We start from the raw sequence: 20,516 nt of genomic DNA on the forward strand, positions 1-20,516 counted from the left end.
ATGGTGCGGGGGGCAGTATCGGGTCGTCAGCTAATCTGCTTAACCATTTCGAGGTCATTCGGGTTTCCTCCAGCGGTGGGTGCGAACACGAAGGTGCGGTAGGCGAAGTATCTGAATGAGGTACCGAGCACGAGTCCGACAACGTTGGCGGAGATGTTGTCTGCGACGGCCGAGGTGAGACCGAGCAGAGTATGAGAGACGAACAGGCAGCCGACGGCGATTCCCAGGCCGATCAGGTTGCTGAGGGCGAACAGCGCACCTTCGCGCCAGGCCGGGCGGCCCCGGCGCTTGCGAAAGGTGAGGTATCGATTGCCGAGCCAGGCGACCACCGTGGACACGGCGACCGAAACCGCCTTGGCCAAGAGAACCTGGTCGCCGAGCACCGTCGAGCGCAAAACATTGAAAACGACGAAGTCGACGACGAAGGCAATCACTCCGACGGAACCGAACGAGGCCAGTTCGGGGAGCATCGAGCGGATCCGAGAGTAGGCGCCGACGAAGGTGTCCCCCATTCGGGGGGATTTGGCGAGCGACATGTAACGGGTTACGGAGGCATGCCGATCACGGTTTGGTATTTCGGCGAACTATTCGATCCTTTAACACCGCGTTCACATTCGGCCGAATCGTTAACGCAGAATTATCGCGTGTCCCCTATACGGGGGACAGTCTCGTGTCTATCATCAGGCGGGCGCGGGGAAGCTCCGCGTATCTGCTCGCCCTGATCGACCCGGACGTCGGTGTGCGACGAGCAGGGTCCGCTCGTGGAGAGTCGGCTCGCGTTCTGCCGTTTTTGGGCGGAACGCTTGGGGTGGTGGGCACAATTCTGTGCCTGTGGAGCGTCCTCGCGTTTTACTCTCCAGGCACGCTTCCGCCAGTGCCGCAGCTAGCAGCCTTCACCGGTTCGAGCCTCAGCAGAACGCCCCAGCAGCAAGCCGGGATACCTACGTCTTCGTCGACACCGCAATCCGGGGCAAGAATCGTCGGCCCGCTTGAGGGGGCGGATGTCACGGCGCCCGCGCAACAGCTTTACGCGAACGTTCGTCACATTGCGATTGCGCTTTGTGTGCGAATCAGTTCCTCCAAGCAATTTGCTCAGCAATACCCCGGACGGTTCGCCGGCGTGCCTCTCGCATTGACACTCGGGCCCGATCGTGTCTTAACCGGCGGCGGTGCCACGTACTCGAAACTCCCCGTCGACATGACCTGTGAGGTGTCTGCGACCATCGGAACAGGTTGATCCGTCAGCCAAACGCCATCGTCGTCAGCTCCAATCGGAGTGAGGTGACCCAATTCGACTGAACTCCACCTGCCGTCACGACCGATTCATACTGCCGTTGACGAGTACGTTCCCGCGCTCTCGAATGACTCCAACTCGCGAAAGACCACCCACGCAAAATTCGGAGTTCCGAATACCTCGGAAGGGCCGGAGGTCGGCGGCAGAGACGCCCACGGCCAAGTGATGTAGGACGGAGCGAGTGTCGGCACTACCAGCGCGGCAACCGGGCGCTCCCTGTCGACAAATAGCTCGGCATCTCCTACACGGACAAGGGGGTGCGAATCGAGTAAGTCATCGTCACTTTCGGGGACCATGCCGAATGCATAGGAGAAGGTCCTTCGAATGTAGGTCGTTCATGAGTGTCAGCGGCCGTGGGCGCCGGTTCCGGATCGATACGGCTAGACAACCAAGGGGAGGCGCTCTTGCGCGAGCAATTCGATGCGGGGGAGTACCCGAGCCAGGGGTTCGACGAGGGAGCCCCCGCGGGGCTCGGAGCAGTGACTGCCGAGCCCGCCGTCCTCAGCCGGGCGCGGGCTCGGCGCCGGCGTCGCGACTGACCTCGGCCAGCCGCTGCTCCAGGAACGCGCGCTCCGCGGCATTCGCCGTGAGCTCCATCGCGCGCCGATACGACTGAGCCGCGCCGTCGGCATCGCCGAGGCGGCGCAGCAGGTCGGCGCGCGTGGCCGGAAGATAGGGATAGTCGGCGAGTCGGGGATCGGTGGCCAGCTCGTCGAGGAGCGGCAGGGCGGCGGCCGGACCGTCGGCGAACGCCACGGCGGCAGCCCGATTGAGCGCGACCACCGGGGTGTTCCACACCGCCAGCAGCCGGTCGTAAAGGTGCACTACGCGCGGCCAGTTGGTCTGCTCCAGGGACGGCGCCATCGCGTGCACACCGGCGATCGCCGCCTGCAGGGTGAACCGCCCCGGTGGGCCGGACGCCAACGCCCCGGCTGTCACCGTGAGCCCCTCCAGAATCGCGCGTTGATCCCAGCGCGTTCGGTCCTGGTCAGCGAGCAGGAGCAGCCGGCCCTGTTCGTCGGTGCGGGTGGCCCGGCGCGCGTCGGTGAGGAGCAGTAGGCCCAGCAGGCCGCGGGTCTCGGCCTGCTCGGGGAGCATTGCGGCGAGGGTGCGCGCAAGGTGCAGGGCCCGGTCGCAGAGCTCCTCACGGACGAGCGCGTCACCCTCGCCGGCCGTGTGGCCGGTGCTGAAGAGCAGGTGGAGGGCGGTGAGGACACTGTCCAGGCGCTCGGGCAGCTCCGCCCGGGCCGGAACCCGGTAGGGGATCCGCGCGTCGGAGATCTTCTTCTTTGCCCGGGTGATCCGTGCCGCCATCGTCGGCTCGGACACCAGGAAGGCCCGGGCGACGTCGGGCGTGGGAACGCCGCAGACCAGGCGCAGGGTGAGAGCAACGCGGGCTTCGGGGGCGAGGGTGGGGTGACAGCAGATGAATACCAGCCGGAGTCGGTCATCCGGCACCGCGGCGTCGGGCCAGTCCAGGGCGGCCGGGTCGTGCGGATCGACGGTCGCCGGCTCCACGAGCAGCGGGAGCTTGCGCCGGAGGGTGACCTCGCGACGTAACCGGTCCAGCGCATGGTTCCGCGCCGCCGTGGTCAGCCACGCGCCGGGCCGCTCCGGGACGCCGTCCCGGGTCCAGGCCCGTAGCGCGCTGACGTACGCCTCCTGCGCGCACTCCTCCGCGACGTCCAGGTCGCCCGCGACGCGCACCGTGGCGGACAGTACGAAGGCCCACTCCGAGCGGTGGGCCTGCGTCAGCGCGGCAGCGACCGCGTCCGCCTGCATTGCGGACGCGGTCGGCTCGTCGCTGGGAGTGATTAGAACGGGTTGGTCGTCGGGTCCACGACCGGGCGAACTTCGACGCCGCCGCCGGGGGCCGGGCACAGTTTGGCGATCTCGATGGCGTGGTCGAGGTCGCGCGCCTCCACGACGTAGTAGCCGCCGAAGGCCTCCTTGGTCTCGACGAACGGGCCGTCAGTCACCGTGCCGCCACCCTTGATCGTGGTGGCCGTCGTCGTGGGCGCGAGCGCCGCCCCGCCGACGAGAGACCCGCCGAGCTCGGAGACCTGCTTGGTGAACGTGTTGTGCGCGTCGATCACCGCACTCCACGTCTCCGGCGATGCGTTCGCGTAGAACGCCGGGTCTTCGTAGATGAGGATTGCGTACTGGGACATGGAGCTGCCTCCTTGCATTAAGTCGCGGGCCAGCCTGTCCGGCTCCGTCACTAATGACGACGAACATCCTGCCGCCGGATCGACAACTACGCCCGGATTTTCTTCAAGATTTTTCCGGCGCCGCCGCCGCATAAGTGCCGGAGACGACATTGCGTGCTGTGCTGCACTCTATCGGCGCACCTGAGGCGCCGTCTCGCGGCGGAGCGACGCGACGGGATACCGCCGCGATCATCCGCCATCCGAACACAAAAAATGGGCCGGACAACCGATTACCGATTGTCGCGACCCATTTCATGAAGTGGACCGGCTGAATTAGCCGAACCACCCTTTGTGCGCGAAGGGGGACTTGAACCCCCACGCCCTATACGGGCACTAGCACCTCAAGCTAGCGCGTCTGCCATTTCCGCCATCCGCGCGCATCTGATGTTCCCTTGCAGAAGCACCGAGGTAAGACATTAGCACGCTCTCGGGAGCGTTTTTTACCCGCGGCACTGTTCATCGTTCGCGACAATGAAGGCTGCCCCGAAAACTGGAGAACCATGCCCGATTCTGCCGCCGCGCTGCCCGTCTACCTCGACTGCGATACCGGCATCGGCGACGCCATGGCGATCGCCTACCTGCTCGCCTCCGAGCACGCTGCCCTCCTCGGCATCGGCACCGTCAGCGGCAATACCTCCGCAGCCGGTGCTGCTCGCAACACGCTCGACCTGCTCGCTCTGGCGGGCCGCGACGACATCCCGGTGGCGGTGGGGGAGCACGACTTCCTCACGCGGGCGTTCCATGGCGGGGCCACGCGGGTGCACGGCGACAACGGCATCGGCGGGGTGGTGTTACCGGAATCTCCACGGCATCCGGTTGCCGAATCCGCACCCGAGATGTTGGTGCGACTGGCTCACGAGAACGCCGGCCAACTGCGGGTGATCGCGATCGGGCCGCTCACCAATCTCGCCATCGCACTGCGCCTCGACCCGACAATCGCCGACCTCGTCGCCGACGTGACGATCATGGGCGGGGCCGCCATGGTGCCCGGCAACGTCACGCCGGTCGCCGAGGCGAACGTCCACAACGATCCGGATGCCGCTGCCGCGGTTCTCGAAGCAGCCTGGCCGGTGACGCTGGTGCCGCTCGACACCACGATGCAGAGCCTGCTCGACACGGACGACCGCGACCGCCTGCTCGCGTCGACCCGTCCGGTCGCCCACGCGATCGGCGAGATGCTCGACACCTACTTCGACTTCTACGTGCAGGTCTTCGGCCGACGCGTGTCGGTGCTGCACGATCCCCTCGCCGCCGCCGTCGCGCTGGGTGACCTCGAGCTCGATTCGGCGCCGATCGTGCACGTCGAGATCGACACGACGAATGGCCCCGGCCGCGGTCAGACCGTCAGTGACCTGCGCGGGCGCTTCCGCGGGCATCCACCGACCGAGCGTGCGCGCACCAGACTCGTGCTGAGTGTCGCCGAGCCCTTCGCCCCGAAGCTGATGGCTGCGCTGCTCACGGCGTGAGTCTGCGTGGCCCAGCACACCGGGGCGTACCGGATAGCGTTGAAGCATGTCTGACGCCACCCAGTACGACGAACTCGACGCCACCGCGCGCATCGCCCGCGACCTGATCCGCTTCGACACCACCAACTACGGCGGCGGCAAATCCAACGGGGAGACGGATGCGGCCGAGTACGTCGCCTCGCACCTGACGCGCATCGGGCTCCAGCCGGAGCTGTTCGAATCCGAGCCCGGCCGGGTGAGCGTCGTGGCACGCGTGGAGGGTGCCGACCGCAGCAAACCTGCCCTGGTCGTGCACGGCCACACCGACGTCGTGCCCGCCCAGCCGGATAACTGGAGCGTCGACCCCTTCGGCGGCGTCATCAAAGACGGGCTGCTCTGGGGCCGCGGTGCCGTCGACATGAAGAACATGGACGCCATGATGCTCACGGCGCTCGACGACATCCTGAGCTCCGGCCGCCAACCCGCCCGGGATTTGGTGGTGGCGTTCTTCGCCGACGAGGAGAACGGCGGCGTCTACGGCTCGCACTACCTGGTGCGCGAACGTCCGGAGCTCTTCGCCGGCGCGACCGAGGCGATCAGCGAAGTGGGCGGATACTCGGTGACCCTCAACGGCAAGCGGGCGTACCTGCTGCAGACCGGCGAGAAGGCGCTCATCTGGATCAAGCTGGTCGCCCGCGGCACGGCCGCCCACGGTTCGCAGATGATGCGCGACAACGCGGTCACCAAACTCGCCGCCGCGGTCGCGACCATCGGCACCCAAGAGTGGCCGATCCGCCTCACCGAGACGACGACCGAGCTGATCACCGAGCTCGCCGGCATCCTGAACATCGACCCTCAGACGGTCGGACCGGATGAGGTGGCCCTCGCCACCGGATCGACCAGTCGATTCATCCAGGCTTCGCTGCGTACCACCACCAACCCGACCGTGCTGACCGCCGGCTACAAGCACAACGTGATCCCCGACACCGCAGAGGCGCTGATCGACATTCGCACCCTGCCTGGTGAAGAGGATGCCGTGCTCGCGCAGGTGCAAGAACTGGTCGGCCCCGACATCGAGATCGTCGTGCTGCACCGCGACATCGGGCTCGAAACCGCCTTCTCGGGGGAGCTCGTCGACGCCATGACGTCGACGCTGCAGGCCCACGACCCGGGCGCTCCCGTGCTGCCGTACCTGCTGTCGGGCGGCACCGACAATAAGGCACTGTCGACCCTGGGCATCAAAGGCTACGGGTTCGCCCCGCTCAAGCTGCCCGCCGACCTCGACTTTCCGGCGATGTTCCATGGCGTTGACGAGCGAGTGCCGCTCGACGCGTTAGTGTTTGGCAGGCACGTTCTGACGGACCTGCTGCTGAATTACTGACAGGTAGGTTCTCGTGGGCTTCATCAACGCCATCATCCTCGGGATCGTTCAGGGGCTGACCGAGTTCCTGCCGATCTCCTCCAGCGCTCACGTGCGAATCGTGGGGGAGTTGTTGGGACTCGGTGCCGACCCGGGGGCGGCATTCACCGCGATCATCCAGCTCGGCACCGAGGCGGCTGTCGTCGTCTACTTCGCGGCTGATATCTGGAAGATCATCTCGCGCTGGTTCCTGGCGCTGTTCGGGCGCATCCCGCGGAATGACCCGAGCGCGAAGATGGGCTGGTTCATCATCTTCGGGTCGATCCCGATCGTCATCCTGGGGCTCCTCTTCCAGAAGACCATCGAGACCACGTTCCGCTCGCTCTGGATCATCGCCGTCACCCTCATCGTCTTCGGCATTCTGCTCGGCATCGCCGACTATGTCGGGGCGAAGAAGCGTCGCCTCAAAGACCTGACCATCCCGCACGCCGCGGTATTCGGGGTTGCTCAGTCGTTCGCCCTCATCCCCGGCGTCTCCCGCTCGGGCGGCACCATCACCGCCGGGTTGTTCCTTGGCTACGAGCGCGCCGCCGCCGCCCGCTACTCATTTCTCCTCGCCATTCCCGCGGTGTTCGGCAGTGGGCTGTACGAGCTGTACAAGACGGTCAAGTCGCCGACCACCGAGTACTTCACCGGTGCCGAGATCGCCGTCGCGACCGTCGTTGCGTTCGTCGTTGGCCTCGTCGTGATCGCGTTCTTCATGAACTACATCTCGAAGCGCTCGTTCCTTCCCTTCGTGATCTACCGCATCCTGCTCGGCATCGCCCTCATCGCGCTGCTCGCCAGCGGAGTCATCGCCGCCAACTGAGGCGTGCACGGGTAGGCTCAGCGAAACGGGTCCGCGACTTCGCAGCGCCGCCGCGCAGCACCGATCACGGAAGTCCGATGAGCGACGACGCCTTCGACACTGCACGGCGCGAACTGCTGCACTCGCGCGACAGCACGGCCGACCTCTGCAGACCGTTCCTCTCCGTTGTTCCCACCACCGGAGTCGCCCTGGCGGTACTGGCTAGTCGGGTGGGCCCGTCCACCATCTGCTCGACGGATGACCTCTCCTCTCGTCTCGACGAGATGCAATTCGACCTCGGCCAGGGGCCGTGTTGGGAATCGATGGCGAACCGCGCTCCGGTTCTGCATCCGGATCTCCGGTCCGAAGCCGACACCCCGTGGCCGGCGTTCGCCGAGGCGGTCAGTCGGGAGCCGATCGCGTCAATCTTCGCGTTCCCGCTTTCTGTCGGGGGTGTGGACATCGGGGCCGTTGATCTGTATTCATCAACAGCACAGCAGCTCAGCGATAACCAGATCACTCGGGTGTCGGTGCTCGCCGAACTCGCTTCGTGGCAGGTGCTGCGCCGTCTGCTCAACGACAGTCACGACGACAGCGAGAGCGGATCCCGCTACTCCCGCCACGAGGTTCACCAGGCGACGGGAATGGTGCTGGTGCAGCTCGACATCGCCGCCGACGACGCGATGCTGCTGCTGCGCGCCCACGCCTTCAGCTCCGCCAAGACAGTAAGAGAGATTGCAAATGATGTGGTCGAGCGACGGCTGGTGTTCTCCACCGATGCCCCCGAAACCCGTGGACGAGACGGTGATGCAGATGCATAGACTGAGCCAATGGTGACCGAATCGCGCGAAGAGCGCTTGGTCGGCGCCTTCGTCAGGCTTGCCGACACCCTGGTGGCCGGGTATGACGTCGTCGACCTGTTGCAGACGTTGATCGAATCCAGCGCGCAACTCCTGGATGCCTCGGCCGCGGGCCTGATGCTGGCCGACGACAAAGGAGAGCTCGCGCTCGTCGCCGCTACCAGCGAGCGGAGCCGGCTGGTCGAGATGATGCAGCTCAGCTCCGGCAACGGTCCGTGTCTGGAGGCATTCGTCTGCGGTGAGGTGGTCGTGGTGAGTGACATCGCCGCGGAGGCGGCGCGCTGGCCCGAATTCGCCGAAGAGGCGCTTGCCCAGGGATTCAGATCGATCCATTGCGTACCGATGAGGCTCCGCGGCTCCATCATCGGAACGGTGAACCTGTTCCGGGCCGCTACGGGAAGCCTCACCGCGGTGGACGCTGCCGCAGCACAGGGGCTCGCCGATGTCGCGACCATCGGCATCCTTCAGGAGCGAGCCATCCGCGAGAGCGAAGTGGCCCGCGAGCAGTTGCAGAACGCGCTTGAGAGTCGTGTCGTCATCGAACAGGCCAAGGGCGTGATCGCTCAGCTGCGCGCCGTGGACATGGACTTAGCGTTCACGTTGCTGCGTGCCCATGCACGGAACACCGGACGGAACCTCCGTGATGTGGCCGCCGACGTGGTGGATCGGTCATTGGCTCTCTGACGACCTGTGTCGAAACATTTCGTTCCGCGCGGTGCATAACGCGAGTAGCGTTCACTGCAGCGCCCCAGACCCCGGTGATCCAAGTATTTCTCCCGAGGGGTTCCGGAATGTCGATCGATGAAGAGCAGACCGGCTTGCCCGATGGCTCGCTCGCGGGGATGTCCATGACCGACGCGCCGATATCGGTGATTATTCAGGCGCTGACGACGTCGGCAAGGTCATATTCGAGCGCCGAGGCCCGGCAGGCAGAAGACGACGCCACCGATTTCGAATGGGACGTGATGCTCGGTTGACCGCACACCGTTGCGGGCGGCGACACTGTCGCCCGTAGACTCTTCCGGTGATCACAGCGTGAAGTCCTGGCACAGACCCGACGTCCCGACGGTGCCCGGCACCGGACCCATCCCGACCGTCTATGACTCCTCGACCGACGAACTGCAGTCGGTCGGAGGCGACGGACCGGCAAGCCTCTACGTCTGCGGCATCACCCCGTACGACGCCACCCACCTGGGTCACGCGGCCACCTACCTGGCCTTCGACACGCTGCAGCGGCTCTGGCTCGACGCCGGCCTCGAGGTGCACTACGTGCAGAACTCGACGGATGTCGACGATCCGCTGCTCGAACGCGCCGCACGTGATGGCGTGGACTGGCGCACCCTCGCCGCCGGGCAGATCGACGTGTTCCGTGGCGACATGGAGAGCCTGCGCATCCTGCCGCCCGAGCGCTACATCGCGGTTACCGAAGTGATCGACGAGATCGCCGCGGGCGTGCACGATCTGCTCGTCAGCGGGGTGGCGTACCCCGTCGACAGCGAGGATGCCGCCCAAGACCTGTATTTCGACAGCGCCGCCGACTCATCGCCCTGGTTCCTCGGGCAGGAGAGTCGCCTCGACCGGGCCAACATGTTGGAGCTCAGCGCCGAGCGCGGCGGCGATCCCGCACGGCCGGGCAAGCGGCATCCGCTCGATCCGCTGCTCTGGCGTTCGGCCCGCGCAGGCGAGCCGTCGTGGGAGACCGTGCTCGGCGCCGGACGCCCGGGCTGGCACATCGAGTGCGCGGTCATCGCGTTGAACCACCTGCCGTCGCCGGTCACCGTCAACGGCGGCGGGTCGGATCTCATCTTCCCCCATCACGAATTCAGCGCCGGCCACGCGGCGGCCCTCACCGGTGAACCGCTGGCCGAGGTATATGCCCACGCCGGCATGGTCGCGTACCAGGGCGAGAAGATGAGCAAGTCGCTCGGCAACCTCGTGCTGGTCTCGGAGTTGGTCCGCGCCGGCACCGACCCGCGTGCGCTCCGTCTGGCTCTGCTCTCCGAGCACTACCGCTCCGACTGGGAGTGGACCACCGAGCATCTCGAGATCGCCACGGCACGCCTCGCCGCGTGGACCAGGTGGGCAGCGGAAGCTGTTGCCGGCGACGGGGGAGTGGCCGAGCTTCGCACTGTGCTCAGCTTCGATCTCGACACCCCCGCCGCGCTGAAGCTCATCGATGCCCGCATCGATGCAGCACTGCCCGCCTCCACCGACCTGGTCGCCGCCATCGACGCCCTCCTCGGCATCGCCCTCGCCGGTTGAGTAGCGCACGCCGTCTACGGCGTTCGCGTATCGAAACCCCACACTGCGCTCCGCTGGTTGAGTAGCGCACGCCGTCCACGGCGTTCGCGTATCGAAACCCCGCGCCAGGTTTCAACACGCGTCCTCGTCTCTCGGGCGCTACTCAACCAACGGTGCAGCGACCTACTCCTTCGGCCGCCAGTCATCCGAACCGGGAGGACCCGTCGGGCCACCCTGGTCTTTGCCGCCGGCCTTGCCGTCTCTCCGGCGCAGGTAGCGCTCGAACTCCTGAGCGATCGCCTCGCCGCTCGCCTCGGGGGAATCCACCGTGTCGCGCGCTTGCTCGAGCTGCGAGATGTAGCTCGCCATGTCGTCGTCGTCGGCGGCGAGTGCGTCGATGCCGCTCTCCCAGGCTGCCGACTCCTCCACGAGATCGCCGCGGGGGATGACCACGTCGATGATCTCCTCGAGCTTGTCGATGATCGCGAGCGTCGCTTTGGGCGATGGCGCGTTGTGAACGTAGTGGGGAACGGATGCCCAGATCGAGACCGTAGGAATCCCCGCCTTCTCGGCAGCGTCGCCCAGCACGCTGAGGATGCCGACCGGACCCTCGTAGGTCGACCGCTCCACACTCAACTCGGCCCGGAGATCCGCGTTCTCGCTGCCGACGAACACACTGATCGGTCGGGTATGTGGCACGTCGGCGAGCATCGCCCCGAGCATCACGATTCCGGTGATACCGGTCTCGGTGATCGTCTCCATCAGTTCGGCGGTGAAGCTGCGCCAGTTGCGCGACGGCTCGGTGCCCAGCAGCAGGTAGATGTTGGAGGAGTTGTCGCCGATCCCGTCGAGCTCGTCGCCCTCGTCCTGGCCCTCTAAAGCCTCGGCCGCCGCACGGTCCTGCTGAACCTTGAGCGCCGTGGGTCCGTACACGGTCACGTTCGGCCAGGTCAGCTGCTTATGTCCGTCGTCATCGATGGACACCATGGGTCGATTGAATTGGAAATCGAAGTAGCGTTCCGCGTCGATCTCGGAGATGGGGTAGACGTCGAGCTGCTCTTTGAGCGAGCGCACGGCACCGCTTGCCGCCTCTCCGGCATCATTCCAGCCTTCGAAGGCCACCACCAGCAGTCGGCCGCTCAGCATTCCCGAGCCGCGCATCCCTGAGTCAGTCACATGTTCTCCCTGCCCGGTGCCGACGGCGGCCCGTTGCCATTCGTCAAGGATAGAACCCCGTCCCGTCTAAACTCGGATTCCGTGAATGATCTGCTGCCCGCCGCCGTGCTCTGGGACATGGACGGCACTCTCGTCGACACCGAGCCGTTCTGGCTCGCCGCCGAGGAGGAGCTTGTCAGTTCTTTTGGTGGAACCTGGACGCACGACGACGGGCTCGCCCTGGTCGGCTCCGGTCTCGACCATTCGGCGGCCGTTCTCCGGGGGCGCGGAGTAGATCTTCCCGAGATGGAGATCATCGACTGGCTGACCGATCGCGTGCAGTCACGCATCGAGAGCTCGGTGACATGGCGCCCCGGCGCCCTCGAGCTCCTGCGCTCGGTGCGTGAGGCCGGCATCCCGACTGCTCTGGTCACGATGTCGATCAGCCGCATGGCTCGACATGTCGCCTCCCTGCTGCCCTTCGACGGTTTCGATCTCGTGCTCGCCGGAGACGAGGTCGCCCACAGCAAGCCCCACCCGGAGCCATACCTTCACGCCGCACGGGTGCTCGGGGTTTCTGCGCTCGACTGTGTCGCCATCGAGGATTCGGTCACCGGCCTCGCCGCTGCCGTTGCCTCGGGTGCGGTCTCGGTTGGCGTGCCCCTTCATTCCCCGCTGACCGAGGGGCTCGGCTACACGATCTGGCCGACCCTCGCCGGTAAGACCGTCGCCGACCTCGGAGACCTCTTCAGGTCGTCCCGAGACGGCGCAGCGAAATCTGACGCAATGAAATCCGACGCCGAGAATTCCGGCGCCGAGAAAGCAGGTGCGGCATGACCGCAGAACGCCGCCAAAGCGGTCCATTCCGTGCGGGCGACCGCGTGCAGCTCACCGGCCCCAAGGGTCGCCTCAATACCATCACCCTCGAGGTGGGCGCGGTCTTCCACACCCACCGCGGAATGGTCCAGCACGACGATCTGATCGGCCTGCAGGATGCCTCCGTGGTGACGGCGACAAACGGCGACGAGTACCTCGCCCTCCGCCCGCTTCTCGGCGACTTCGTCATGTCGATGCCGCGGGGCGCGGCGATCGTCTACCCGAAGGATGCGGCGCAGATCCTGAGCCTGGGCGACATCTTCCCGGGTGCCACCGTGGTGGAGGCCGGAGTCGGGTCGGGCGCATTGAGCCTCTGGCTGCTTCGCGGCATCGGTCCGAGCGGCCGACTCGCCTCGTTTGAACGTCGAGACGAGTTCGCCACCGTGGCCAAGGCCAACGTGACCACCTTCCTCGGGGCTGAGCCCGAGAACTGGAGCGTCACCGTCGGAGACCTCGCCGATGCCCTGCCGTCCACGGTCGAACCGGGAACTGTCGACCGTGTCGTGCTCGACATGCTCGCCCCGTGGGAGAACCTCGACGTCGTCGCCGACGCGCTCACCCCCGGCGGCGTTCTGCTCTGTTACATCGCCACCGTCACGCAGCTCTCCCGCGTTGCCGAGGCCATCCGTTCGACCGGCCTGTTCACCGACCCGGATTCCTCCGAGACCATGGTGCGCGGCTGGCACGTCGAGGGGCTCGCCGTGCGGCCAGACCATCGCATGGTTGCGCACACCGGGTTCCTTTTGACCGCCCGCCGGCTCGCGCCAGACACCGTTGTGCCGCAGCTGAAGCGCCGACCATCGAAGACCGACTTCAGTGACGAGGATGTCGAGGCCTGGACGCCGGGCGCGCTCGGTGACCGCACCGCAACCGACAAGCGCCTCCGCCGCACCGCGCGTGCAGCGCAGCACGCCGCCGAGCAGGCCATTGCCGCCGAGGCCGCCGCGAAAGACGAGCCTCCGGCATAACCCTAGAATTACCTAGTTGCATCGATCGGCATCACCCCTGCACAACCGAAATGAGGATTCGTGCGCAAGACAACGGCACTCCTAGCTGCCTTCGCCATTCTCGCGGGCCTGACCGCCTGCACGGGAACCTCCACGTTGGTGAAGGACGGTTCCGTCGCCGGCTGCACGCCGAGCGCAGCGCCGTCCGGTGCAGCGTCCGAATCGGTGAAGGCCAGCGGCGTTCTGAAGAAGGCGCCGAAGGTGAGCTTCCCGACGCCGTTGCACGTCACGAAGACGCAGACCTCCGTGCTCGTCTCGGGCAAGGGCAAGCCGATGACCGCGGGGGAGTCCGCGTTCTACGACCTCACCATCCTCAACGGCCGCACCGGCAAGGTCGTCGCCAAGGGCAACTACGACACCGTGGGTGACGGCTTCTCGACCATTGCAAAGGGCGCGGCATTCGATGCCGTGACCAAGGGTCTCGAGTGCGCGCAGGGCAACTCCCGCATTGCGATCGTCGCCACCTCCAAAGACGGTCACGACGACAAGCCGTACCAGGGCATCCGCAAGTCCGACTCCCTGGTCTTCGTGCTCGATGTCACCAAGAGCTTCCCCGCTCAGGCCACAGGGTTCAACCGCCTCCCGCTGAACGGCCTGCCCTCGGTCGTCACCACCAAGACCGGCCAGCCCGGCATTCAGCTCCCCGCGGGCAAGGAGCCCACCACCTACACCAAAGAACTGCTGCGGCAGGGAACCGGCCCGAAGACCAAGAAAGACAGCTTCATCGTCGCGAAGTACACGGCGATCAGTTGGAAAGACCAGACGGTCTTCGATTCGAGCTGGACCATCGGTGAGGGCCAGGCCAAGGTGATCGGCCTCGGTAACGCCGGCGTCGTCGCCGGCCTTCGCGCCGGGCTGATCGGCCAGAAGGTCGGGTCTCGCGTACTCCTGGTCGTTCCGCCGAAGCTCGCCGTCAGCGACGGCAGCGACCAGACGGTCACCGTTCCCACCGGCACAACGCTGGTGTACGTCGTCGACATCCTCGGCATCGCGCAGTAGAGCTCGACCCCGAAACGGGCGATCTTCCCGTAGCGTTGCGCGGGTAGTCTGTCGACAGCAGTTGTCGACAGCAATGTGCGACACAGCTCTGTTCACCGACACAGGCCGAGTGTCTCCCTTCTAACCAGGATCTCTCTCGTGTCAGCTTCAGCACCCACCGCGAAGGTTCCCGTCGAGGAACGTCTGTTCAGCCTTGTGCTGGCCCTGCTCGCCACCGAGACCGGCCTCACCAAGCACGAGATCCTGTCAACAGTGCAGGGTTATCGCCAGCGCTATCGCCGATCGGGCGACAACGCCAACCTCGAGCGCCAGTTCGAACGCGACAAAGACGACATCCGCGACCTGGGTGTGCCGCTCGAAACGATCGACAGCCCCGGACAACCCGGCAACAATCAGAACCTGCGCTATCGAATCCCGCGCGGCGACTACGAGCTGCCCGCGGACATCCGTTTCTCCGCGGAGGAGACCGCGCTGCTCGGCCTTGCCGCAATGGTCTGGCGCGAGGGCTCGCTGTCGGCGGAGTCGCGTCGCGCCATCGTCAAGCTGCGCGGCCTCGGGCTGGTCTCCGACGAGCCGGTTCTCGCCTACGCTCCACGACTGCGGGTGCGGGATGCCGCGTTCGAGCCGCTGCGGGCGGCCCTAGAGCGCAATTCCATCGTCCGTTTCGCCTACCTCAAGCCCGGAGAGGCCGAGGCCCGCGTGCGCGAGGTCGCTCCGCTCGCGCTGGTTCAGCACCAGGGTCGCTGGCATCTTCATGCGCTCGAGCCGCAGACCGAGACCACCAAGACGTTTCTGCTGCGTCGCATCGTGAGTGCGGTCACGCTCACCTCCACTACCTTCGCCGCGCCCGTCGGTGATCAGACCGCTCGCGCCCTCGCCGAGCTCGAGCAGGTCTGGCAATCGCATACCGCCGATGTGGAGGTGGTTGCGGGATCCGACGCAGACACTCGCCTGCGCAAGCGTCGCGGCACGGAGCGGCTCCCCGACGGCACCCTGCGGCTTCACTACTCCGACGCGAATATCTTCGCCGACGAGCTCGCGGGCTACGGTCCGGAAGCCGTCGTGCTCAGTCCGCCGGTGTTGCGCGCCGCGGTGCGCGCCCGCCTGCTCGATACGGCGAACACTCACGCCGATCAGGAGGCATCCCATGGCTGATCGAGCCGTTCCCCTGCAGGCGCAAGACAAGCTCGCCTTCCTGCTGTCGCTCGTGCCCTTCCTCATGGAGCACGAACGAATCAGCGTTCAGGAGACGGCCAACCACTTCGGCGTGACGCCGATGGCGGTGCGGGAGGCGGTCGAGCTGATCGCCGTCTCCGGAATCCCGGGGGAGACCGGCCAGTATCAGCACGGTGACCTGTTCGACCTGGCCTGGGACGACTTCGAGGAGAACGACCAGATCGTTCTCACCAACCTGGTCGCAATCGACGACGCACCGCGCTTCTCGGGGCGCGAGGCCGCCGCTCTGATTGCCGGGCTCCAGTACCTCTCCGCCCTGCCGGAGAACGCCGACCGCTCTGCCATCGCCTCGCTGATGACCAAGCTGTCCCACGGCGCCTCCGCGCTGCCCAGCCAGGTCGCCGTGGAAGGCTCGGAGTCTGACGCGACGCTCGCGCTCATCCGCGAATCCGTCGCAGCCGGCGTTCAGATCGAATTCGACTACCTCAATTCGCGCGGCGAGCACGAGCGTCGCCGGGTCGATCCGCTGCGGATCGAATCGGTCGATGCGGACTGGTATCTGCGCGGGTGGTGTCACCTGCGTACCGCCGTGCGCACCTTCCGCATCGACCGCATCAGCGATCCCCTCGTCACAGCCGAGCCGATCACCTTCCATGCCGGCGAGGTCGCACTTCCCGACACGCTCTTCGAGGGAACGGCGGATGACCTCCCCGTCACCATCGAGATCCTTCCGTCTGCTCTGCCGCTCGTTGCCGACTACATCCCCGATGGCACCCCCACGGTGGAGGTCGACGGGCGACTGCGTGCGAACATCCTGGTCTCGCACTATCACGGGCTGAAGCGGCTCATCGCGGGTCTTCCCGGCATGGTCACGGTTATCGCCCCGGGGGAGGCGCGGTCCGTCGTCGCCGACTGGGCCGCGGCCGGCGCGGCTCGCTACACGGACGACCCCGCATGATCGCGTGGTGGGTGTGGCTGCTGATCTGGGTGGGGTTGAGCCTGGCGCTCGTCGCGATGCTCGTTCTGCTGGGCGTTCTGCTGTTCCGCAAGCTGATGGTGCTGTTCTCCGCTCTCGAGAAGCTCTCGGGCACGCTCGAGATCCTCGATCGCGTCTCGGACCTCGCCGACGACCAGCGCGGACAGGTCGAACAGTTGGCGATCCTCGCGGGGGAGGACGCGACGCGCGCACGTCGAGACCGGGTGCGCGAGGCTGCCCACGCGCGCAGAGATGCCCGGCATGAGACACGCATCGCGCGCGGTAAATCGTTGCTCGCGGTCGATGCGAGCGCGCAGGAGTGGTTTATCCCCACGTCATCAGAACGTCTCCGAAAGCCTCGCCGCGCGAACCGACGGTGAACGGTCTATGGACCTGCCAGCCAAAACACGGGGAGCGCGGTAAACTCTAGGGGTTCGCTTGTTTTCACTGCACCAGCAGTTCGCCGGTTCATTCGGTTCACGATCTAGGGATGGCACACAATGTTGAGTGGATTCACCGGTTGGCATGCCCTGATCCTTCTGGTCATCATCGTGCTGATCTTCGGTGCGGCGAAGCTTCCCGCCCTGGCCAAGAGCGTCGGGCAGTCGATGAAGATCTTCAAGAACGAGATCAAGTCGGAGGACAAGCCCGCCGACAGTACCGCCACCCCCGGCGTGCAGCTGAACGAGACGTCCCCCGAGGTCAAGTCGCAGACGACGGACTCCTCGAAGACGAACTCCTAAGTCTTCCCCGTCGAAACGTCTGTGTTGGTCTGATATCGAGCCGGTCAGAACGTCTGTGGCGAGCACACGCGCGCAGCGAGGCAAAAACAGCGAAGGCCGGATGTCGCTCGGCCAGCACCTGCTCGAACTGCGCAAGCGCCTATTCATCTCTGCCATCGCTGTGGTGGTCCTCTCCATCGCCGGCTGGTTCGTGCAGGACTACGTCCTGCAGGCGATCCGCGAACCCATTGCGATCCTCGCCGGCCACGATCGGTCCGCGAGTCTGAACTTCACCAACATCAGTGAAGCATTCGATGTACGGCTGCAGATCACGGTCACGATCGGTGTGGTTGCGGCCAGCCCGGTCTGGCTGTACCAGATCCTCGCCTTCCTCGTCCCCGGGCTGACCTCCAAAGAGAAGCGCTACACCTTCGGATTCTTGTTCAGTGCCATTCCCCTTTTCCTGATCGGATGCGCCGCCGGCTGGTTCGTCTTCCCGCACATCGTCTCGGTACTCGGCTCGTTTGTACCCAAACAGGACTCCAGCCTGATCGGCGCGAAGGACTACCTCGGCTTCGTCCTCAAACTGGTGCTGGCCGTCGGGGTCGCATTCGTGTTGCCGGTGTTTCTCGTGCTTCTCAACTTCATCGGTCTGATCTCCGGCATCAGCATCATTCGCAGCTGGCGATGGGCCATCCTGTTGATCTTCGTCTTCTGCGCCCTGGCCACACCCTCCGCCGACATCTCTTCAATGTTCCTCCTGGCAGCGCCGATGATTGTGCTCTACTTGGCGGCTGCCGCGATCTCGATCCTTCATGACCGCAGCGTCGCCAAACGGGCGGACAAGCTGCTCGACGACCTCGGCGATACGGCGAAAGCGTGACCACTGAGTTGACACCGTCGGAGCGCTACGCCCTGTCGAAGACCCGTCAGGGCTCACCGAAACTGGAGCGGTTCCGCGCCGGACTTTCGTTCGACCTCGACCCCTTCCAGCTGCAGTCCTGCGTCTCACTCGAGAACGGCGACAGCGTGCTGGTCGCGGCGCCCACCGGCGCGGGCAAAACGATCGTCGCCGAGTTCGCTGTGTTCTTGGCGATGCAGCAGAGCCATGCCAAGGTCTTCTACACGGCACCGATGAAGGCTCTGAGCAACCAGAAGTTTCAGGAATTCGTCGCCGAGTACGGGTCAGACAACGTCGGCCTGCTCACCGGCGACACCAACATCAATTCGGGCGCGCGCATCGTGGTCATGACCACCGAGGTTTTGCGCAACATGCTCTACGCCGACTCCGATCTGCTGCGCGATCTCTCCTTCGTGATCATGGACGAGGTGCATTACCTCGCTGATCGCTTCCGCGGGGCGGTGTGGGAGGAGGTCATCATCCACCTTCCCCAGCAGGTGCGTCTGGTCTCCCTGAGCGCCACGGTCTCCAACGCCGAGGAATTCGGCGACTGGCTGCAGGCGGTGCGGGGCGAGACCGCCGTGATCGTCTCCGAGGAGCGTCCGGTGCCGCTCGACCAGCACATCCTGGTGCGCTCGAAGATGCTCGACCTCTTCGACTCGTCTGGCCTCGCGGCGACCAACCGGGTGAACCCCGAGTTGGTGCAACTCGTCCGCTCCGGCGGCGGGCGCAACGCGCCGGCGAATGTGCGGCAGCGGCGTGGGCGCTACCAGGGCGGGGGCGGCGGCCATCGTGGAGCCGAGGGGCGCATGGACCGCGCCGATATCGTCAAGCTCCTGGGCGAGCGCAACTTGCTGCCCGCCATCTTCTTCATCTTCAGCCGCGTCGGCTGCGACCAGGCGGTCAAACAGGTGTTGCGCGCCGGCGTTCGGCTGACCACCGCCGAGGAGCGCGACGAGATCCGTGAGATCGTCGAGGAGCGCTGCCGCACCATTCTCGACGAAGACCTCGCCGTGCTCGGCTACTGGGAATGGCTCGAGGGCCTCCAGCGCGGGGTCGCAGCCCACCACGCTGGCATGCTTCCCGCCTTCAAGGAGGTGGTCGAAGAGCTGTTCCAGAAGAAACTGGTCAAGGCCGTCTTCGCCACGGAGACGCTGGCGCTCGGCATCAACATGCCCGCTCGCACCGTCGTGCTCGAGAAGCTCGAGAAGTTCAACGGCGAAGCTCGCGTGCCAATCACCCCGGGGGAGTACACGCAGCTCACCGGTCGGGCCGGGCGGCGGGGCATCGACGTCGAGGGCCACTCGGTGATCCAGTGGCAAGACGGCCTCGACCCGCAGGCGGTCGCCTCGCTCGCCTCCCGCCGCACCTACCCGCTCAACTCGAGCTTCACCCCCACGTACAACATGGCCGTGAACCTGATCGAGCAGTTCTCCCGGGAACGCGCCCGCGACATCCTCGAGTCGTCGTTCGCGCAGTTCCAGGCCGACCGTGCCGTCGTCGACATCGCCCGCAAGGTGCGGAGCCAAGAAGAGTCGCTGGCCGGCTACGAGAGCTCGATGACCTGCCACCTCGGTGACTTCCGTGAGTACTCGAACATTCGTCGCGAGCTCACCGACCTCGAGCGCAAGGGTGCATCGCGCGCCGACACGCAGAGTCGCGCCGAGCGAGACAAGCGGCAGAATCAGCTCACCGTGCTGCGCAAGAGGCTGAAGCAGCATCCCAGTCACTCCTGCCCCGACCGCGAAAACCACGCGCGCTGGGCGGAGCGCTGGTGGCGGCTGAAGAAGCAGACGGATGATCTGAGCCGTCAGATCCGCACCAGAACGGGTGCCGTCGCGCGCATCTTCGACCGTGTCACCGATGTTCTGCTGGAGCTCGGCTATCTGGTGCGCGACGACCATGGCACCGTGACGGCCTCGGTGCACGGTCGTACGCTGCGGCGCATCTACGGCGAACGCGACCTCTTGGTGGCGGAGTGCCTGCGCCGCGGTGTCTGGAACGACCTCGACCCCGCGGGTCTCGCCGCGATGGCTGCGTCTCTGGTCTACGAGCCGCGCCGTGACGAGGGACAACTCTCCGATCGATACCTGCCCAAGGGTGCGTTCCGGCCGGCGCTGGAGAAGACCACCGACCTCTGGGCCACGCTTGACGATCTGGAGCGGGCGCACAAGCTGCCCGGCAGCAATCCGATCTCGACCGGGCTCGCGCTGGCCATGAACCGCTGGGCGCAGGGCACAAGTCTCGACCAGGTGCTGCAGGATGCCGAACTCGCCGCCGGGGACTTCGTGCGGATGACGAAGCAGACCATCGATCTGCTCGACCAGCTCTCCGTCGTGGCGGAGGGTAATGTCGGCCGCACCGCCCGCAAGGCCCTGGACGCGATCCGTCGCGGAATCGTGGCGTACTCCTCCGTCGCCTAACCCTTTCATCCAGCATCCGACCGT

20 protein-coding genes and 1 tRNA gene are annotated in these 20,516 nt (G+C 65.9%); 16 read left to right on the top strand and 5 right to left on the bottom strand.

Translation table 11 applies throughout. The features are described from left to right. Positions 1-26: 26 nt before the first annotated feature. The 4 genes from IV501_RS05175 to IV501_RS05190 all read right to left on the bottom strand — a co-directional run bounded on the left by IV501_RS05175 (position 27) and on the right by IV501_RS05190 (position 3,881). Positions 27-470: a GtrA family protein gene (locus tag IV501_RS05175; RefSeq protein WP_234698123.1), complete on the bottom strand. Its 444-nt coding sequence runs from the start codon at positions 468-470 to the stop codon at positions 27-29. Positions 471-1,795: 1,325 nt separating this feature from the next. After that, entirely contained in the window at positions 1,796-3,076 is a 1,281-nt protein-coding gene (locus IV501_RS05180; protein WP_200555290.1) for an RNA polymerase sigma factor, read from the bottom strand. A gap of 32 nt (positions 3,077-3,108) precedes the next feature. After that, positions 3,109-3,465: a YciI family protein gene (locus IV501_RS05185; RefSeq protein WP_200555291.1), complete on the bottom strand. Its 357-nt coding sequence runs from the start codon at positions 3,463-3,465 to the stop codon at positions 3,109-3,111. Between the two features lie 331 nt (positions 3,466-3,796). Next, positions 3,797-3,881, bottom strand: a tRNA-Leu gene (locus IV501_RS05190). Between the two features lie 123 nt (positions 3,882-4,004). Between IV501_RS05190 and IV501_RS05195 the strand changes: the two genes are divergently transcribed. The 7 genes from IV501_RS05195 to mshC all read left to right on the top strand — a co-directional run bounded on the left by IV501_RS05195 (position 4,005) and on the right by mshC (position 10,278). After that, positions 4,005-4,970 (top strand): nucleoside hydrolase, encoded by a 966-nt coding sequence (locus tag IV501_RS05195; RefSeq protein WP_200555292.1) that lies wholly within the window; start codon positions 4,005-4,007, stop codon positions 4,968-4,970. Between the two features lie 46 nt (positions 4,971-5,016). After that, positions 5,017-6,330 carry a M20/M25/M40 family metallo-hydrolase gene (locus tag IV501_RS05200; RefSeq protein WP_200555293.1) on the top strand — a complete coding sequence of 438 codons (1,314 nt, stop codon included), beginning with the start codon at positions 5,017-5,019 and terminating at the stop codon, positions 6,328-6,330. Positions 6,331-6,343: 13 nt separating this feature from the next. After that, on the top strand, positions 6,344-7,177 hold the full coding sequence (locus tag IV501_RS05205) for an undecaprenyl-diphosphate phosphatase (RefSeq protein ID WP_200555294.1): 834 nt from the start codon (positions 6,344-6,346) through the stop codon (positions 7,175-7,177). A 77-nt stretch (positions 7,178-7,254) separates the two neighbouring features. Continuing rightward, positions 7,255-7,977 carry a GAF and ANTAR domain-containing protein gene (locus IV501_RS05210; RefSeq protein ID WP_200555295.1) on the top strand — a complete coding sequence of 241 codons (723 nt, stop codon included), beginning with the start codon at positions 7,255-7,257 and terminating at the stop codon, positions 7,975-7,977. Positions 7,978-7,986: 9 nt separating this feature from the next. After that, entirely contained in the window at positions 7,987-8,700 is a 714-nt protein-coding gene (locus IV501_RS05215) for a GAF and ANTAR domain-containing protein (RefSeq protein WP_200555296.1), read from the top strand. Positions 8,701-8,807: 107 nt separating this feature from the next. Next, the gene (locus IV501_RS05220) at positions 8,808-8,993 is read left to right on the top strand and encodes a hypothetical protein (protein ID WP_200555297.1); all 186 of its coding nucleotides are present in this window, start codon (positions 8,808-8,810) and stop codon (positions 8,991-8,993) included. 58 nt (positions 8,994-9,051) lie between these two features. Continuing rightward, positions 9,052-10,278 (top strand): cysteine--1-D-myo-inosityl 2-amino-2-deoxy-alpha-D-glucopyranoside ligase, encoded by a 1,227-nt coding sequence (gene mshC, locus IV501_RS05225; protein WP_200555298.1) that lies wholly within the window; start codon positions 9,052-9,054, stop codon positions 10,276-10,278. Between the two features lie 162 nt (positions 10,279-10,440). Here mshC and IV501_RS05230 read toward each other — a convergent pair whose 3' ends face one another. Continuing rightward, a complete protein-coding gene (locus IV501_RS05230; RefSeq protein WP_200555463.1) occupies positions 10,441-11,418 on the bottom strand; it encodes a PAC2 family protein in 978 nt (325 codons plus the stop codon). 96 nt (positions 11,419-11,514) lie between these two features. Here IV501_RS05230 and IV501_RS05235 point away from each other — a divergent pair, with 96 nt between their 5' ends. The 9 genes from IV501_RS05235 (at position 11,515) to IV501_RS05275 (ending at position 20,492) form a co-directional block, all read left to right on the top strand. Further along, a complete protein-coding gene (locus IV501_RS05235; RefSeq protein WP_307812186.1) occupies positions 11,515-12,249 on the top strand; it encodes an HAD family hydrolase in 735 nt (244 codons plus the stop codon). After that, positions 12,246-13,256, top strand: coding sequence for a tRNA (adenine-N1)-methyltransferase (locus IV501_RS05240; RefSeq protein ID WP_200555299.1), 1,011 nt, complete (start codon positions 12,246-12,248; stop codon positions 13,254-13,256). Before IV501_RS05235 ends, IV501_RS05240 begins: the two co-directional genes overlap by 4 nt. A 60-nt stretch (positions 13,257-13,316) precedes the next feature. After that, complete coding sequence (locus IV501_RS05245) at positions 13,317-14,294, top strand: FKBP-type peptidyl-prolyl cis-trans isomerase (RefSeq protein WP_200555300.1); 978 nt, start codon at positions 13,317-13,319, stop codon at positions 14,292-14,294. Between the two features lie 138 nt (positions 14,295-14,432). Continuing rightward, positions 14,433-15,449, top strand: coding sequence for a helix-turn-helix transcriptional regulator (locus tag IV501_RS05250; RefSeq protein WP_200555301.1), 1,017 nt, complete (start codon positions 14,433-14,435; stop codon positions 15,447-15,449). Next, a complete protein-coding gene (locus tag IV501_RS05255; protein ID WP_200555302.1) occupies positions 15,442-16,428 on the top strand; it encodes a helix-turn-helix transcriptional regulator in 987 nt (328 codons plus the stop codon). Before IV501_RS05250 ends, IV501_RS05255 begins: the two co-directional genes overlap by 8 nt. Then, positions 16,425-16,826 (top strand): hypothetical protein, encoded by a 402-nt coding sequence (locus IV501_RS05260; RefSeq protein WP_200555303.1) that lies wholly within the window; start codon positions 16,425-16,427, stop codon positions 16,824-16,826. Before IV501_RS05255 ends, IV501_RS05260 begins: the two co-directional genes overlap by 4 nt. Positions 16,827-16,946: 120 nt before the next feature. Then, on the top strand, positions 16,947-17,189 hold the full coding sequence (gene tatA / locus IV501_RS05265) for a twin-arginine translocase TatA/TatE family subunit (protein WP_200555304.1): 243 nt from the start codon (positions 16,947-16,949) through the stop codon (positions 17,187-17,189). Between the two features lie 100 nt (positions 17,190-17,289). Further along, positions 17,290-18,051, top strand: a complete 762-nt coding sequence (gene tatC / locus IV501_RS05270; RefSeq protein WP_200555465.1) for a twin-arginine translocase subunit TatC — start codon at positions 17,290-17,292, stop codon at positions 18,049-18,051. Continuing rightward, positions 18,048-20,492 carry a DEAD/DEAH box helicase gene (locus IV501_RS05275; RefSeq protein WP_200555305.1) on the top strand — a complete coding sequence of 815 codons (2,445 nt, stop codon included), beginning with the start codon at positions 18,048-18,050 and terminating at the stop codon, positions 20,490-20,492. The genes tatC and IV501_RS05275 overlap by 4 nt, the downstream gene beginning before the upstream one ends. Positions 20,493-20,516: the final 24 nt, after the last annotated feature.

Origin of the sequence: Lacisediminihabitans changchengi (genome assembly GCF_016634425.1) — a bacterium.
Taxonomy (GTDB): domain Bacteria; phylum Actinomycetota; class Actinomycetes; order Actinomycetales; family Microbacteriaceae; genus Lacisediminihabitans; species Lacisediminihabitans changchengi.